Below are 14,392 nucleotides of genomic sequence, written 5' to 3' on the forward strand. Positions count from 1 at the left end.
GCCGGCTGATACCCGATCACGCCGGATACGTGCCTATCGGAGCATGGCCCGGATGGCGCTGAAGAGCCTTCTCGCCTATCAAACGAGCTTCCTCTTCGGCATGCTGGCCTCGGCGTTCGGCGTCCTGTCCATGCTGTACCTGTGGCGCTCGGCACTCGCCGCCGGCCCTCGGCAAGGATTCGACTGGCCGCAGATGAAGGCGTACCTGTTGGTGGCGTTCGTCGTCGGTTCGCTGGTGTCCAGCTATACCGACTATCGAATGGCCAACCGCATCCAGCAGGGCGACGTGGCCATGGACCTGGTTCGGCCGGTCGACTACCAGTGGTCGCGCCTGGCCGAGAGCGTCGGGTTCGCCGTCTACGAAGCCGGCACGGCGATCGTGGTCGTCCTGGCAGCCGCCGCGATCTTCGGCGGCATGTCGCCGCCGGACCGGGACACCGTGCCGCTGTTCATCCTGTCCGCCTTGCTGGTGCTGCCCCTGCGGTTCGGAATCGTGTACCTGAGCGGTCTGCTCGTCTTCTGGACACAGAACTACGTGGGTGTGCAGGCCGCCCGGATCGCCCTGATCACGCTGTTCTCCGGGGCACTCGTACCGCTGGCCTTCCTGCCCGAGTGGATGCGGGTCATCGCCACGTACCTGCCGTTCGTCGGAATGGCGTCGACCCCGGCGCTGCTCTACACCGGCTCACTGGACGGCAGCGACGCGACGACCGCCGTGCTGGTGCAGGCGGCCTGGGCGGTCGCGCTGTGGTGGCTGGCGCGGTTGATGTGGTCGGCCGCCGCTCGGAAGCTGACGGTCCATGGTGGCTGAAGTACGACGAGCGCTGTGGCTCTACCGCCGTCTGCTCGGTGCCCAGGTGCGCGCCACTCTCCAGTACGAGGCCGACTTCTGGATCATGAGCCTGTCGGCAGTTCTCGTGCAGGCCGTCGGCGTGGTCTTCCTGTGGGCGATCTTCCGGAGCATCCCGGAGATCAACGGCTGGCAGTTCTGGGAAGTCGTGCTCATCTACGCGCTGGTGGTCGTCGCGGAAGGGCTGAGCGTGCTGGTCGCGCAGGGAGCCTGGACTCTCGCGGTGACTGTCAACTTCGGACAGCTGGACGCGATGCTGTTGCGGCCCTATCCACCGGTCCTCCAGGTGCTCAGCTCCGCGGTGGGAATGAACGGACTGGGCAATCTCGTCCTCGGCACCGGTCTGCTGATCGCCGCGGTGCGGCACGTCGACGTCAGTTGGAACGTCGGTCGCGTCGCGCTCGGGCTGCTGCTCGTGGTTGCGGCGGCCGGTGTGAAGATCGGGCTCAACCTCCTCACGAACTGCGCCGCCTTCTGGTTGCGTTCCCCGTACTCCATGTTCGCGTTCTCCATGCACAGCTTCGGGGAACTGGCTCGTTTTCCGGTCACCATCTACGGCCTTGGGGTCCGGATCACCCTTACCGTCGTCCTGCCCTATGCGTTCATGAGCTTCTTCCCCGCCGCGGCTGTCCTCGCGCACGGGCCGGCTCGTTGGCTGGGGCTGCTGACGCCGGTCGTCGCCATCTACTGCCTGTGGATCGGGACGACCGTCTTCCGGTACGGGCTCTCACGATATGAAAGCTCCGGTCACTGATGTGCGAACACATCGGCCGCCACGCCGATTCCGTCGTCCGGTCTCTCGGAGCCCTCGGATGAGTCTCCTCGGAGGGCTGCGGGACGTCGTGCCGACTCCACCCGAGCACCGGGTGTGGATCAGCAGGGCCGAGGCGCTGGACACCTTGCGGTGTACGCCCGAGGAACTGGCGCAACTGGTTGCCGCCGGCCTCGTGGAGGAGGACGGCCGACACGACTACTGCGACGTGTGGAACGTTGGCCTGCTCAGCGGCACCGGACGCAGCAGTCCGGAGCGGATCATGATCTTCTTCGCGAGGATGCTGAAGTCGTACGGCGCGGACTGGGTCTCCGCGCGGGCCTACGAGATCGTCGGCTGGGCCCAGTGTCCCCGCGCGGAGCACTGCCCGTCGTCCGAGTGGAGCGCGCCTGTCCTACCGGACGTGCAGTGGCAGCATGAAGAGATCCAGGCCGGCAGGGCGGAGTGGCGCGGCAGGGTCGAACTGACCGGGAACACCGCCACGGTGCGAGACCCGAGGGTGCGGGAGGTCTGGGACGACCTGCTGCGGCGGTACCGCTTCCACTTCACACCCATGACCCTGTCCTCCGATGTCGCCGGCACCAGGCACCGGGGCGTCGGCGACTGCGACTCGCTGTGTCAGGTACTGATGTCTGAACTGCTGGACCGTGGTGTGGCGGCCGAGCAGGAGTCGGGCTACATCTTCGGAGGCGCACGCCTGGGCCTGCATTCCTGGGTACGGCTCGTGGACACCGACGGGGAGGTCAAGATTCTCGACCCGGCCATGGCCCTGTTGTCCGACCTCTTCTTCACGCCCGAGTACAAGGCGTTCTGCTGCGGGTCCGGCAGTAACCGGGTGCTACGTCGCGCGAGTCGCGAGGGCATGTTCGCGGCTCATCCGTGCGTCACCGAAGACGGCAGGATCTTCTACGAGTTCACGCTCCGGTCGATCCGCCCCGGTCGGGCGCCGGGCCCGCGGTGCAGTGAGGGAGCAGGATGAACGGTCCTGAGGTGGAAGTCGCAGACCATGACGGGACGCGCGGCCGAGCGGGGGCCGCTGCCGTCGGTCGTCCGGTCGTCATCGACGGCCGGTCTCCGCCGCTCACCTCGCACGACCTGCACGCTGACGTTCTCGGCCTGCGACGTCGCGTACCCCGAGGTGCGACCGTGGCCCTGGTGGGGCAGAGTTCCCGCCTGGTCGCCTCAGCCATCGTCGCACTCGAGGGCTGGGCCGCCCGGGTCGAGTTCGTGGGTGACCTGAGTCCGACCGTAGGCTCGGCGGAGGCGGTGGTCCTGCGCGAGGCCGGGGATGATGCCCCAGCTGCCGCCTACGCATCCCACGGCGAACTGTCGGCCGGCGACGCGAGCACCGACGTGCATACGCTCTGGCGTGTCTTCTCCTCAGGCACGACGGGGACCCCCACCCCGACCGACCACAGTCTCGACTCGCTGACGCGGCGAATTCGCCCGGTACGCCCGGCGCGGAATCCCGGCGACCGCGAGCAGCGGCGGTGGGGTCTCCTGTTCTCTCCTACCCGGATGGCGGGCATCCAGGTCGTCCTCCAGGCGATCCACGGCGACACCCTGGTGGACGCCCACCACGCCGCCGGGCTCGACGAGCGCCTCCAGCTGTTCGCCGGAGCCGGCGTCGACGCACTGTCCGCGACCCCGACGATGTGGCGGATGATTCTGCGCAGCAGGGCCTGTGACGACCTCCGGCTGCAACAGATCACGCTGGGTGGTGAGATTGCGACACAGTCGCTGATCAATGCGTTGCGGCGGCGGTTCGATGCGCGCGTCACGCATGTCTACGCGTCCACCGAGGCCGGTGCCGCCTTCTCGGTGAGCGACGGCAGGGAAGGTTTCCCCCGGCATCTTCTCGAGCCGGCTCCCGGCCGTGTGGCACTGGAGATCCGCGACGGCGTCCTGTTCGTCCGGGCGCCGGGAAGCAGCACGGCGCAGCCGGACGGATTCGTCTGCACGGGCGACCTCGTCGAGCCTCGCGGTGACCGGGTCTACTTCGTCGGCCGGAAGTCGCAGACGGTGAACGTCGGAGGGGACAAGGTCTCGCCGGAGCGGGTCGAGGAGCTGATCCGGCGGCATCCCGCAGTACATGATGCCGTGGTGACGCCCAGGCGCAGCCCGATCACGGGCTGGATCCTGACCGCCCGGGTTGTGCCTTCGCCTCTCGGCAGTGGGCTCGACCCCGACGAACTGCAGTCGGCCCTGCGGTCATTCGTCGCCGACCATCTGCCCCGGTCGCATACTCCCGCCTCGATCACCGCGGTAACCGAGTTCTTCTTGTCGCCCACCGGAAAGGTCAGCAGAGCGTGAACGAGGCGGAATCCCGCGGCGACTGTCCGTACGCGGTAGTGACCGGAACCAGCAGTGGCCTGGGGCGTGCGGTGGCCCGGCGGCTCGGCAGCGACGGATACCGGGTGGTGGGCCTGGCCCGCCGCGAGGTCGAGCCGGAGGAGGTGGGTCCGGGCTATGTCCACGTCCGTGCCGACCTGAGTGATCTGGAGTCCTTGCCCGGCCTGGCACGCGCAATCGTGGAGGCGCACGGCGCCCCCTACGCGCTGGTGAACAACGCCGCTCGCGGCACCGACGGTCTCCTGCCGCTGGTGAAGGACAGAACCATCTGGGAAACAGTGCAACTCGACCTTGTGTCGCCGATGGTTCTGACGAAGCATCTTGTTCGCTCAATGATCTCAGCGGGCCGGGGACGCGTCGTCAACGTCTCCTCGATCGTTGCCTCGACGGGATTCCGCGGTCTGTCCGTCTACGGGGCGGCGAAAGCGGGTTTGGAGGGGTTCACCCGTTCGCTGGCCCGCGACGTAGGGCGGCGCGGCGTGACGGTCAATGCGGTGGCGCCGGGCTTCCTTGACACCGAGATGACCGGCGCCCTGGGGGCGGAGAGCCAGGCGCGCATCAAGGGGCGCAGTCCGATCGGCCGGTTCGCACGTCTCGACGAAGTGGCCGCCGCAGTGACCTACCTTCTTTCCCCGGATGCCGCCGGTGTGACCGGAACGCTGATCACCGTGGACGGCGGCTCCACCGCATGAGGCCCGGACCGGAAATGTGGACGGACAAACACGTAGGGAAGGTGGCGCAGTGCTCGAGCGGGAACGTGTAGCGGAGATCGTTCTTCGTGAAGTGGTCAAGCTCATCAAAGAGGAAGGGGGCGAGGACGGCGAGGTCAGCCTGCAGAGCGGCCTGGCCGACAGCGGCTTGGACAGTCTCGCCTTCGCCGTCCTCGTTACGCGGCTCGAACAGTCGATGGGATTTGATCCCTTCCTCGCGTTGGAGGACGAGATCTTCCCCCGGACGGTGGGGGAGTTGGTGGAGGTCTACGTCGGCAATCAAATGGAGAGCGTCCCACCTCACAGGTGATGACTGCCGCTCCCCGGCAGGTTGGACGACTTCCCAAGGGCGCCCATCGGCGCGCCGTCGTCACGGGCGACGGCCGGGCTACGCGGTGTCGCCGTCGCGGAGGTGGTCCAACTCGGCGAGGTACATCGCCTGCAGGCGGTCGTGGTGCCGGACCAGCAGCCGGATCTCCTCGGCGCTGTAGCCCTCGACGAGCCGTTCCGCCCGCTCGGCGAAACGCTCGTACGGCCGCTCCAGGTCGGCGATCCGCTCCGGCCGTATGGTGACGACGACCCGCCGCCGGTCTGCCGGGTCGCGCTCGGCCGTCACGTAACCGGCCTGCTGGAGCCGGCGGAGCATGCTGGTGACCGCACCGGTGGTGAGGCTGGTCCGCTCGGCGATCTGCCCCGCGGTGGCGGAGCCGATGTCCGCCAGGTAGTCCAGGCACTCCAGGTCGCTCACGGCGAGGCCCAGCCGCTCCGCGATGGCGTACCGGAACACCATGGACAGCCGCGACGTCTCCCGCCCGGCGCGCATGAGGTCGGTGATCGCGGAGGCGCGGGCCGGATCGTGGGACATGCGGGCAATCATGCCTCCGGCACGGTGACCCGGTGCAGCCGAGGTAGCACGCGGGTCAGCACCCAGTGTGGCGCGGCCGCGCCCCCGGTGAGGCGGCGCATCAGCCCGGAGGCGGTGTCGACGGCGCGGAAGGCGTAGTCCGTCATCTCGTCCTGGTAGGCGGCGATCGCCTCCTCCGCCGAGGTGGCGCCCGCCCGCGCCTCGACCAGCCGGCGGCCGAGCAGGGCGGCGTCGCGGAGCGCGGTGTTGCCGCCGTGGGCGCCGAACGGTGGCATGACGTGTACGGCGTCACCCATCATCGTGGCCCGTGGCACCGCCCACCGGTGCGGCCGTCGGCCGGTGGCGAAGAGGTTGAGCACCGTGGCGTCCAGCTCGGCGGTGTCGACCAGGCGCCGGATGAGCGGATGGAAGTCCGTACTCAATCGGTCGGCCAGTTTCCACAGCGCCAGCAGGTTCCCGCGGACGTCGGCCGGCAGTTCCTCCTGCCGGAGCAGCAGGCCCCACATGACGTAGTCGTCGCCGCTGGGCGCGTAGTTGCCCGGGGCCAGGCGTGCGAACGCCGCCTGCGGGCTCTCGCCGAACCGCATGGAGGTGAAGAAGAAGGCGCTGCCGGGCCGGTCGGCGATGGCCAGGACCCCGCTGGTACGCAGTGCGTCGGGGATGACGCTCTCGCCGTTGCGCAGCAGGGGAGAGCGGCCGTAGATGCCCGCCATCGAGGTGTTCGCCGGGTCCGCGTCCGGCATGAGCTGCGGTCGCCGGGCCGAGCCGACGCCGTCCGCGCCCACCACGACGGTTGCCGCGGCGGCCTCGCCGTCGGAGAACCGCAGTCGAAGCCCTGCCGGGCCGCCGCTCTCCACCGCGACGGCGTCCTTGCCGTAGTGGATGCGCCCGTTCAACCCGGACTGCAGGATCGACCGCAGGGTCAGCCGGTCGACCTGGCGGGTCGCGCCCGGCTCGTCCTTGAACGTGATGGTGAAGGCGTCCCGCAGCCGGCTGTTGGTGAAGCGCAGGTGACCGCCGGGCTCGTCGCCGGTGGCCAGCGCCAGGTGGTAGAGCGAGCGGGGCAGGCTCTCGCGAAGCGCCTCCAGCCCGTACCGGTCGAGAATGATCCGGTAACCCTGCCGCCGGATGAAGGGGCCCGGGTCCCGCTCGTAGACGTGCACGTCGATGCCGGCGCGCGTCAGGTACTGGGCGAGGCAGAGGCCGGAGAGGCCGGCGCCGGCGATCACCACCGAGAAGTCCGTCGATGTGCTCATGCAGTTACCTTAATCATTAAGATAATTTGGGCAAAGGTCACTGTGAACAGTCACCTTGGACGGATACTCAAGTAGGTTGTATATTCGCCTCATGGGATCGGCTTCGCGTCCCGCGCTACGGGAACCGTCGTACTTCGTCCTCGCCGCTCTGCTCGGCGGGCCGCTCCACGGCTATGCCGTGATCAAGCGGGTCAAGGAGCTGTCCGACGGGCGGGTGACCCTCGCCGCCGGATCGCTGTACTCCGTGATCGACCGGCTGCTCGGCGAGGGCCTCGTCACCGCCGACGGTGAGGAGATCGTCAACGGGCGTGCCCGTCGCTACTACCGACTCACCGACGAGGGCTGTCTCGTACTCACCGAAGAGGCCGACCGGCTCGCCCAGGCCGCCCGGGTGGTCATGGACCGCCTGCCGCGCCGGGTCCAATCGCAGGCAAGTGCCCGTCACCCTTCTACCGCGAGGATCAGACCAGCATGAGTTCCGATGTCCTGGAGAAGCGCTACCGGATGCTGCTGCGGGCCTACCCCGCCGACTACCGCCGCGAACGCGCCGACGAGCTGATCGACACGCTGATCGGCGACGAACCCACCACCCGCCGCTGGCCCAGCGCCCGGGAGGCGGCCTCGCTCGTCCGGGGCGGCCTGCGGGTGTACGGCGGCGGCGCCGCGCCCCGGCCCACCGCCGTGCTGTTCTGGCAGGGCATCCACCTGGGCGCCATCGCGGTGCTGGCGCTGGGTGCGCTCATCGGCCTGGACGACATCATCGAGGCCTTCCAGTTCGGCGGACTCTCGGACCCCCTGACCGTCCTGCGGAATCAGGGCATCCACGAGATCGCGCTGATCGCCGCGCTGGTGGCGCTCGTCGCGGGCCGCGCGCGTACCGCTGCCGCCCTGGCGGTGACCGCGGCGGTGGTGCCGACCGTGATCTCCACGTACCTGTTCAGCAACGGCCTGCCGCAGTGGTGGGCGCCGGTCGTCGCCGCGCCGCTGATCGTGCTGGGGCTGCGGCGCCCGGCGGACGTGCCGCCGGCGCCCCGGGCCAACGCCGTCCTGGTCACCGCCGGCGTCCTCGCCCTGCATCTCATCCCCGCGGGCGGCCTCCGCATGGCCGACGCCGGTCCGCGGATCGTCGTGGCCGTCATGGTCGTCGCCGGGATTGCCGCATTCCTGTGGGTGGCCACGGCCGACCAGCGGCTGCTGATCGCCGTCGTCCCCACCCTCCTGCTGGGTACGCTCCACCAGTTGGACAACAGCGGGTTGACGGGAGAGTTGCTGCGCCGGCCGGACGCCCTGCCGTCCCTGGTCGTCGCGGTCCTGATGGCTGTCGTCGCGGTCGTGTCGACCCGGCAGCGGCAGCGCACCCGAGCCTGACCAACTCGCGGGTGGTCCACAACGGCGGCCGGCAGGGATCTGTAGCCGACTGTGGCACACGGCCACCGCACGTTCATCGGCGGTCCTCAGACCATCGATGAACGTGCGGTGGCCGTCCTCATGGCTCGCCACACCCAACGCCGAAGTCGAGCGACGCCGGAGTACTACGGCTTGCCTGTCAGTACAAGGTGCCCATCCCGGTAAGATCACCGCTTCGCTTGACTCGCTTATTCACTCCCGTGCCGAGCGTCGGGAACATCACCGGATAAGAGCTGCCCGTGTAGTGCGCCAAGCCAAAGCCGTGCCCAGCCTCATGCGTGGCAACGGAGATGAGGTCGAAACGCCCCGCAGGGACAGTCCCGGAAAGGCCGGTGAACCAGTTCGTGACCCGGTTGTTGAATGCTATGTCGACCTCCACCCTGAGGCCGGAGCCGTCGACCCACGAGTAGGTGGCTCCCAAGATGTCCGGATCAAATCCGGCCCATCCGACTACATTTCCGTTGTCCCTCGTTCCCCACGTGTAGCGGGTGGTTGACCCTCGATAGTCGGCGAAGGCGAACGTGTAGTACGTGCCGCATGCGGAAGAAGTGTCAGTTATGAATTGGAAGCCGTACTTGATGGCTTGAAGCGCGTCCGAGGCCGGCTGCGACCGGCTGTTGTAGGTCCACGGAAACACAGATTGCTGCCATACGCCGCCGCTGAAGTTGTATTCGTAGGAGCTTCCGCAGTACGCAGGCACAGCTGCGAGCCCAGATGACTGAGTCTTCGCTGCCCCGGCTGGTTCTGGGTGCTTGGTGGCTGGTTCTGCGCGTTTGGCGAGGATGCGCTTGAGAGCGCCCGCTGTGGCAGTGGATCCAAGCGCGGGCGTCTCGTCGATCTGCAACGCCAGCTGACCGTCGGTCGCCCGATAGACAGAAGCAGCGCTCGGGCCCGTCGAGCCGGGCGTCCGGAGAACCTGCACGATGGCGACCATGCCTGGCTCCGGAACTGCAACCTCGAGACCCTCGGCGACTCGGACGACGGTGTCCGAAGCCAATTGGCAAGAAGTGCCGACCGACTTGATCTCGCTTGGTGACAAGGTTGAGCTGCATGGAATCTCGGCAGCGAACGACGGCGTCGTCGGCATCAAAGCGACCGCAGGCATCAAAGCGGTTAATGCGATTACGGTGCCAACTGACCTACTACGGCCTTCTTTTCGAGCCATGGAACACCCAACCCCCGTTGAGAGACATAGTCTTAAATTTTTGGATGTCTGGACACTGTACGAGGCCGGGTTCCCTTAGTCAAGATTCAGGTCCTTCGCCCGTGCGCGACAACTGGACAGGACGAGGCAGCAGGAAGCTCCTCAGTGCGGAAATTACGTCTGGTCGATCATGTGTCTACGCAGGAGCTTCAGCGTGACGCTCCTGATAACCCCGTACGCGATGAGGCCGCCGCCTCCACCTGCCTTCGGGCGGACGGAGGCGGCGGCCTCTTTGGTCGTTTCCGCGCCGGCTGCCGCAGCATGCCCGCGCGCCATCTCCGAGCGGCGGGCGCGTAGCTGGTCGACGTGGGCGGCGACGATCGCGGCCACCCGGCTCCTGCGGCGCGCCAGCTGGCACCACCAGGTACCGGTCCGGGTCGGCGGTGCCGCCGGTTGAGCTACTGGATCACCGCAGCGCGCTGAAGAAGGCGCGCAGGTCGGCAGCGAGCAGGTCGGGCTCTTCCTGGGCGAAGAAGTGGCCGCCGACGGTGGGCTCGCGCCAGTGGGTGAGGTTGGCGTAGGTGCGTTCGGCGAACGACCGGGGCAGGCCGGCGTCCTCCACGCTGACCGTGATACCGGCGGGCACGGCGACGATCGGCAGTGGTGGGGCCAGGCGGTCGTCACGGTAGGGCCGGAAGGACGTGCCGATGCAGTTGGTGACCCAGTACAGCATCACGGTGGTCAGCAGTTCGTCGAAGCCGAACCGGCGGGAGATGTCGCCGCCGCAGTCGCTCCAGCGCTGGTACTTCTCGATGATCCATGCGGCCAGTCCGGACGGCGAGTCGCTCAGCGCGGCCGCAAGGGTGTCGGGCCGTGTCTCCTGGATGATTCCGTAGCCCCAGTCATCCTGGGCCTTCGCGTCGAGCATGGCGACGAACGCCTCCTCGGCTGGGCTGAGGTCGCCCCTGCGGTCCGCCGGCGGGAACTTGATGTGCTGCGAGAAGACCCCGATGACCCGATCTGCGTGGCGGGCGCCGAGCCACGTCGACACGCCGGACCCGATGTCGCCACCGTAGGCGCCGAAGCGGTCGTAGCCCAGACGGGTCATCAGCTCAGCCCACACGTCCGCGACAGCCGCCTCGGTCGTCGGGCCCTCGGCGAGTGGTCCGGAGAAGACGAAGCCCGGCAGGCTCGGTATGACGAGGTCGAAGTCTGCGAGCCGGGACACCAGGGGCAGCATCTCCGTGTACGTGCTGGGCCAGCCATGGGTCAGGATCAGCGCCGTGGCGTCGGGCGATGCCGAGCGGACATGAACGAAGTGGACCGGCGTGCCCCGGACCGTGGTGACGAACTGAGGGTGCCGATTGAGGGCACGCTCGACCGCACGCCAGTCGAATCCGTCGAGCCAGTACCGCACCAGACCTGCCAGGTACCCAGGGTCGGTGCCGGCGGCCCACGGCTCTCCTGGGGCGGCCGGCGCGAGCCTTGTCCGCGAGAGCCGAGCCCGCAGGTCGTCCAGGACGGCTTCGGGCACATCGATGTGGAAGGGCGTCACCTGATCATGATTCCATCGCAAGGAGTCACTCGGCAGCCGCCCGAATGGGCAGGCTGCAGACTCGATCTCCGATCCGGGCGAGACATCCCCGACACCGAGGTCCTCGTCGACGGCTACGCCTACGGCTCGTTGTCCATGACGGCCTACACCCTGGGCATGTCCTGTCCACCAGCTGCCGGCCGGGGCGGATCCCCGCAGCCACCGCCTGGCCTGCCGCCGGACGGCTCCAACATCTGCGGAAGCGCCGGCTGCTCGGTGGCACCACCGATGAAGCCGACCTGCATCAGCAGCGCGAACACGGTCAGCGCCGGGGCGGGCCGGTCCGCGAAGTCCGCTGCGTCAACTCGGTTGTGTGCCGCTGCCCCGGCCTGGCAGCCTGGCTGCCTCGATCTGACGAGAGGCGGCCATGACGCGGACCTTCCTGCAGCCGGACGATCTGCACGACCTCGTGTCGGACCAGTTCGGCTCCGACCGGCGGCTCGCTGCCCTGGACCGGCTGACGGGCGGCACCAAGAAGGGCGTCTACCGGCTCCGGCTGGACGACCGGACAACCGTGATGCTGTACGTGTGGGCCGCGGACGAGAACTACTGGCCCCCGTCACCGACCGTCCCGGACGACCCGTTCACCGATGCGTCGGGCGCGGATCTCTTCGCCGCCAGCCACGCGGCGCTCACCGCAGCGGGTGTGCGTGTCCCGCATCTGATGATGATCGACCGGGACGGCCGCTACCTCGACGCCGACGTCGCGCTCGTCGAGGACGCCGGCGCGCTGCGGCTGGAGACGTTGCTGGAACACGATCCGGCCACCGCCGCCGCCCCGCTGGCCGCGCTCGGTGACGCCCTGCGCCGGATGCACACCGCCTTCGGACCGCACTACGGCAAGGTCGCGGCCGTCGCGCGAGGTGAGGCGTCCCAGACGCGGCGCACGGAGGACGTTGTCGTCGACCGAGCGCTCGGCCACCTCGACGCGGCAGCGGCCCGCGACGCCCGGCTGGCCGACGCCCATCACCGGATCGCCGCCCACGTACGCCGTCTCAGGAGCGCGGTCACCCCACGCGTGGAGTACGGGCTGGTGCACGGTGAACTCGGCCCGGATCACGTGCTCGTCACGCCGGCCGGCGAGGCCGTCATGATCGATTTCGAGGGGCTGACGTACTTCGATGTCGAATGGGATCATGCCTGGCTGCAGATGCGCTTCGGCGAAGCGTATTCGGCGCTGCGTCCGGTCGATCTCGATCCCCACCGGCTGGAGCTCTACCGGTACGCGCAGACGTTGTCCTTGATCGAAGGGCCACTGCGGATCGCGGACACCGACTTCCCGGACCGGAAGTGGATGCTCGACCTGGCCGAGTGGAACATCACCAAGGCGCTCGCCGCGACCTGACGGCAGCCTCAGTCGGCCGGACCGACGTGTGCCGCGAGCAGCCGCCACCCCTCGTTATTGTCGAGGATCCATGTGCGCGTGTAGCGGACCCGGGCGAGAAACGGCTCGCCGGCGAGGGTGCCCTCCACGGTGCCGAGGAACCACGTCACACCGGTGCCGCCGGCCACGAGGACCGCCAGGTCCTCCTCGTCCACCCGGGTGATCGTCTGCTGCCCGGATCGGTGCACGTGCAGGTCGTCCTGCTTGGAGTAGAGGCGGCCGTCCGGCCCGGTGAACACGAGCCGGTCATCGATCAACCGATCCAGCGCCGCGACGTCGGAGGACAGTTGGGCACGTTGAAGACGCCGTTCGGCGGCGCGTAGAGCTTCGACGCCGGGGAGATCCGCGCCGCCGTTCCCCGTGGGGTGATCATCGGTGTCCATTGACGACAACGTAACAGCGATTATCCGGGAGCGCTGACCGCCTGTACTGGTCAGCGGGGACGGCGGGTTCGCCGGTCAGCGCTTGGCGACGGTGAGCAGCACCGCGGCGTCCTCCAGTGCCTCCAGCGTGTGCCGGCGGTCCGGCACGATCAGCAGATCGCCGGGTGCGCCGTCCCAGGACGTCTCGCCGGCGCCGAGCCGGACCCGGCCGTGCAGCACGTGGACGGTGGCCTCGCCGGGGTTCTCGTGCTCGCCGAGCGCCTGGCCGGCGGTCAGCGCGATCACCGTCTGGCGGAGCCTGTGCTCGTGGCCGCCGTAGACGGTGGAGCTGCTGCGGCCGCTGGAGGAGGCGTGCGCGAGCTTGAGCTGTTCGCGGGCCAGTGCGGTCAGGGATGACTTCTGCACGAGGGTCACCTGCTCACGGCATGGTGGCTTTCGGGGCGCCCTTGCCCGGGTCGATCCGGGTCGGACCGGCGGCCGAGGGCCGGATGTCGAAGTCGAAGATCTCGGTGGGCAGGTAGACGGTCGCGCAGGAGTTGGGGATGTCCACCACGCCGGAGAGCCGGCCCTCGATCGGTGCGGCGCCGAGCAGCAGGTACGCCTGTTCCGGCTGGTAGCCGAAGCGGGTCAGGTAGTCGATGGCGTGCAGGCACGCGCGCTGGTAGGCGAGCTGCGAGTCGAGGTACCGCTGTTCGCCGTCGAGGGTGACCGAGAGCCCGGAGAAGGCCAGCCACTGGGAGTACTGCGGCGGCGTGTCACCCGGCATGAAGATCGTGTTCTCGGCGACGCCGTACGTCTGCATGCCGTTCTTGATCAGGTCGACGTGCAGGTCGACGAAGCCGCCCATCTCGATGGCGCCGCAGAAGGTGATCTCTCCGTCGCCCTGGGAGAAGTGCAGGTCGCCGAGGGACAGGTTGGCTCCCGGCACGTACACGGGGTAGAAGACCCGGCTGCCGACGGTGAAGTTCTTGATGTCCTGGTTCCCGCCGTTCTCCCGAGGCGGCGCGGTTCGCGCCGCCTCCGCGGCCACCCGGTCGAAGTCGGCGCCGGTGAGGCTGCCGAGGATCGCGTCCTGCGGCTCGGGGGGCAGGGCCAGGGGCGGCACCCGGTCGGGTGCGGTGGCGATCAGCGCCCCCTCCCGCTGGTTCCAGGTCGCGAGCAGCGACGCGGACGGGGCGGTGCCCATCAGTCCCGGGTGGGCGATCCCGGTGAACGAGACCCCGGGGATGTGCCGGGAGGTGGCCTTGCGGCCGGTGAAGTCCCAGACCGCCTTGTACGCGTCGGGGAACTGTTCGGTGAGGAAGCCGCCGCCGTTGCCGGTGGGGAAGATGCCCGTGTAACCCCAGCCCTGACCGGCCAGCGGACCGGACTCCTGCGGGATCGGGCCCATGTCGAGGATGTCGACCATGAGCAGGTCGCCCGGCTCGGCGCCCTCGACGGCGAACGGGCCGCTGAGCGCGTGGACCCGGGTCAGCGGAGCGTCCCGGATGTCCTCGGCGGAGTCGTCGTTGTGGATCGCGCCGTCGAACCACTCGCGGCAGTGGACGCGGAACGACTGCCCGGGTCGTACTGTCGCCACGGGCGGGATGTCGGGATGCCAGCGGTTGTGCCCGACCTTCTCCTGGTCGGTGAACCTCTTCGTGGAGTCGAGGGGGAACAGCAGTTCAGGCACGGT

At 68.7% G+C, this 14,392-nt stretch carries 17 protein-coding genes; 9 read left to right on the forward strand and 8 right to left on the reverse strand.

What is annotated here, in order from left to right; translation table 11 throughout:
- Positions 1–52: 52 nt before the first annotated feature.
- The 6 genes from HA073_RS21300 to HA073_RS21325 all read left to right on the forward strand — a co-directional run bounded on the left by HA073_RS21300 (position 53) and on the right by HA073_RS21325 (position 4,994).
- Positions 53–811 carry an ABC-2 family transporter protein gene (locus HA073_RS21300; protein WP_240925868.1) on the forward strand — a complete coding sequence of 253 codons (759 nt, stop codon included), beginning with the start codon at positions 53–55 and terminating at the stop codon, positions 809–811.
- Entirely contained in the window at positions 801–1,604 is an 804-nt protein-coding gene (locus tag HA073_RS21305) for an ABC transporter permease (RefSeq protein ID WP_166457141.1), read from the forward strand. The genes HA073_RS21300 and HA073_RS21305 overlap by 11 nt, the downstream gene beginning before the upstream one ends.
- A gap of 112 nt (positions 1,605–1,716) precedes the next feature.
- Complete coding sequence (locus tag HA073_RS21310; protein WP_104114715.1) at positions 1,717–2,601, forward strand: hypothetical protein; 885 nt, start codon at positions 1,717–1,719, stop codon at positions 2,599–2,601.
- Positions 2,602–2,768: 167 nt separating this feature from the next.
- Positions 2,769–3,935, forward strand: coding sequence for an AMP-binding protein (locus HA073_RS21315; RefSeq protein WP_069087889.1), 1,167 nt, complete (start codon positions 2,769–2,771; stop codon positions 3,933–3,935).
- Positions 3,932–4,666, forward strand: a complete 735-nt coding sequence (locus tag HA073_RS21320) for an SDR family NAD(P)-dependent oxidoreductase (protein ID WP_069087888.1) — start codon at positions 3,932–3,934, stop codon at positions 4,664–4,666. Before HA073_RS21315 ends, HA073_RS21320 begins: the two co-directional genes overlap by 4 nt.
- A gap of 49 nt (positions 4,667–4,715) precedes the next feature.
- Positions 4,716–4,994 carry a phosphopantetheine-binding protein gene (locus HA073_RS21325; RefSeq protein ID WP_051611113.1) on the forward strand — a complete coding sequence of 93 codons (279 nt, stop codon included), beginning with the start codon at positions 4,716–4,718 and terminating at the stop codon, positions 4,992–4,994.
- A 78-nt stretch (positions 4,995–5,072) separates the two neighbouring features.
- Here HA073_RS21325 and HA073_RS21330 read toward each other — a convergent pair whose 3' ends face one another.
- Entirely contained in the window at positions 5,073–5,549 is a 477-nt protein-coding gene (locus HA073_RS21330; RefSeq protein ID WP_233514707.1) for a MarR family transcriptional regulator, read from the reverse strand.
- An 8-nt stretch (positions 5,550–5,557) separates the two neighbouring features.
- Positions 5,558–6,805: an NAD(P)/FAD-dependent oxidoreductase gene (locus HA073_RS21335; protein ID WP_166457142.1), complete on the reverse strand. Its 1,248-nt coding sequence runs from the start codon at positions 6,803–6,805 to the stop codon at positions 5,558–5,560.
- A gap of 91 nt (positions 6,806–6,896) precedes the next feature.
- On the opposite strand from HA073_RS21335, the gene HA073_RS21340 reads away from it, so the two are divergent.
- On the forward strand, positions 6,897–7,280 hold the full coding sequence (locus HA073_RS21340; protein WP_043325311.1) for a PadR family transcriptional regulator: 384 nt from the start codon (positions 6,897–6,899) through the stop codon (positions 7,278–7,280).
- Positions 7,277–8,173: a hypothetical protein gene (locus HA073_RS21345; protein WP_166457143.1), complete on the forward strand. Its 897-nt coding sequence runs from the start codon at positions 7,277–7,279 to the stop codon at positions 8,171–8,173. The genes HA073_RS21340 and HA073_RS21345 overlap by 4 nt, the downstream gene beginning before the upstream one ends.
- Positions 8,174–8,351: 178 nt before the next feature.
- Here HA073_RS21345 and HA073_RS21350 read toward each other — a convergent pair whose 3' ends face one another.
- From HA073_RS21350 to HA073_RS21360, 3 genes are all read right to left on the reverse strand, one after another.
- Entirely contained in the window at positions 8,352–9,146 is a 795-nt protein-coding gene (locus HA073_RS21350; RefSeq protein WP_147265144.1) for a matrixin family metalloprotease, read from the reverse strand.
- Between the two features lie 384 nt (positions 9,147–9,530).
- Entirely contained in the window at positions 9,531–9,746 is a 216-nt protein-coding gene (locus tag HA073_RS21355; RefSeq protein WP_166457144.1) for a hypothetical protein, read from the reverse strand.
- Positions 9,747–9,822: 76 nt separating this feature from the next.
- A complete protein-coding gene (locus HA073_RS21360) occupies positions 9,823–10,911 on the reverse strand; it encodes an epoxide hydrolase family protein (RefSeq protein ID WP_043325304.1) in 1,089 nt (362 codons plus the stop codon).
- A 406-nt stretch (positions 10,912–11,317) separates the two neighbouring features.
- Between HA073_RS21360 and HA073_RS21370 the strand changes: the two genes are divergently transcribed.
- Entirely contained in the window at positions 11,318–12,295 is a 978-nt protein-coding gene (locus HA073_RS21370; RefSeq protein WP_043325302.1) for a phosphotransferase, read from the forward strand.
- 8 nt (positions 12,296–12,303) lie between these two features.
- Here HA073_RS21370 and HA073_RS21375 read toward each other — a convergent pair whose 3' ends face one another.
- From HA073_RS21375 to fmdA, 3 genes are all read right to left on the reverse strand, one after another.
- A complete protein-coding gene (locus HA073_RS21375) occupies positions 12,304–12,717 on the reverse strand; it encodes a nuclear transport factor 2 family protein (RefSeq protein ID WP_166457145.1) in 414 nt (137 codons plus the stop codon).
- Positions 12,718–12,792: 75 nt separating this feature from the next.
- Positions 12,793–13,122: a cupin domain-containing protein gene (locus tag HA073_RS21380; RefSeq protein ID WP_064447525.1), complete on the reverse strand. Its 330-nt coding sequence runs from the start codon at positions 13,120–13,122 to the stop codon at positions 12,793–12,795.
- A 13-nt stretch (positions 13,123–13,135) separates the two neighbouring features.
- Entirely contained in the window at positions 13,136–14,389 is a 1,254-nt protein-coding gene (fmdA, locus tag HA073_RS21385; RefSeq protein ID WP_043325299.1) for a formamidase, read from the reverse strand.
- Positions 14,390–14,392 lie beyond the last annotated feature (3 nt).

It is taken from the genome of Micromonospora sp. CMU55-4, assembly GCF_011602315.1.
Classification (GTDB): Bacteria; Actinomycetota; Actinomycetes; order Mycobacteriales; family Micromonosporaceae; genus Micromonospora; species Micromonospora chalcea.

Coding starts and splice junctions, on each gene's coding strand:
- HA073_RS21330 (WP_233514707.1), bottom strand. CDS start 5,549: ATGTCCCACGATCCGGCCCGCGCCTCCGCGATCACCGACCTCATGCGC.
- HA073_RS21335 (WP_166457142.1), bottom strand. CDS start 6,805: ATGAGCACATCGACGGACTTCTCGGTGGTGATCGCCGGCGCCGGCCTC.
- HA073_RS21300 (WP_240925868.1), top strand. CDS start 53: ATGGCGCTGAAGAGCCTTCTCGCCTATCAAACGAGCTTCCTCTTCGGC.
- HA073_RS21375 (WP_166457145.1), bottom strand. CDS start 12,717: ATGGACACCGATGATCACCCCACGGGGAACGGCGGCGCGGATCTCCCC.
- HA073_RS21350 (WP_147265144.1), bottom strand. CDS start 9,146: ATGGTCGCCATCGTGCAGGTTCTCCGGACGCCCGGCTCGACGGGCCCG.
- HA073_RS21345 (WP_166457143.1), top strand. CDS start 7,277: ATGAGTTCCGATGTCCTGGAGAAGCGCTACCGGATGCTGCTGCGGGCC.
- HA073_RS21340 (WP_043325311.1), top strand. CDS start 6,897: ATGGGATCGGCTTCGCGTCCCGCGCTACGGGAACCGTCGTACTTCGTC.
- HA073_RS21370 (WP_043325302.1), top strand. CDS start 11,318: ATGACGCGGACCTTCCTGCAGCCGGACGATCTGCACGACCTCGTGTCG.
- HA073_RS21305 (WP_166457141.1), top strand. CDS start 801: ATGGTGGCTGAAGTACGACGAGCGCTGTGGCTCTACCGCCGTCTGCTC.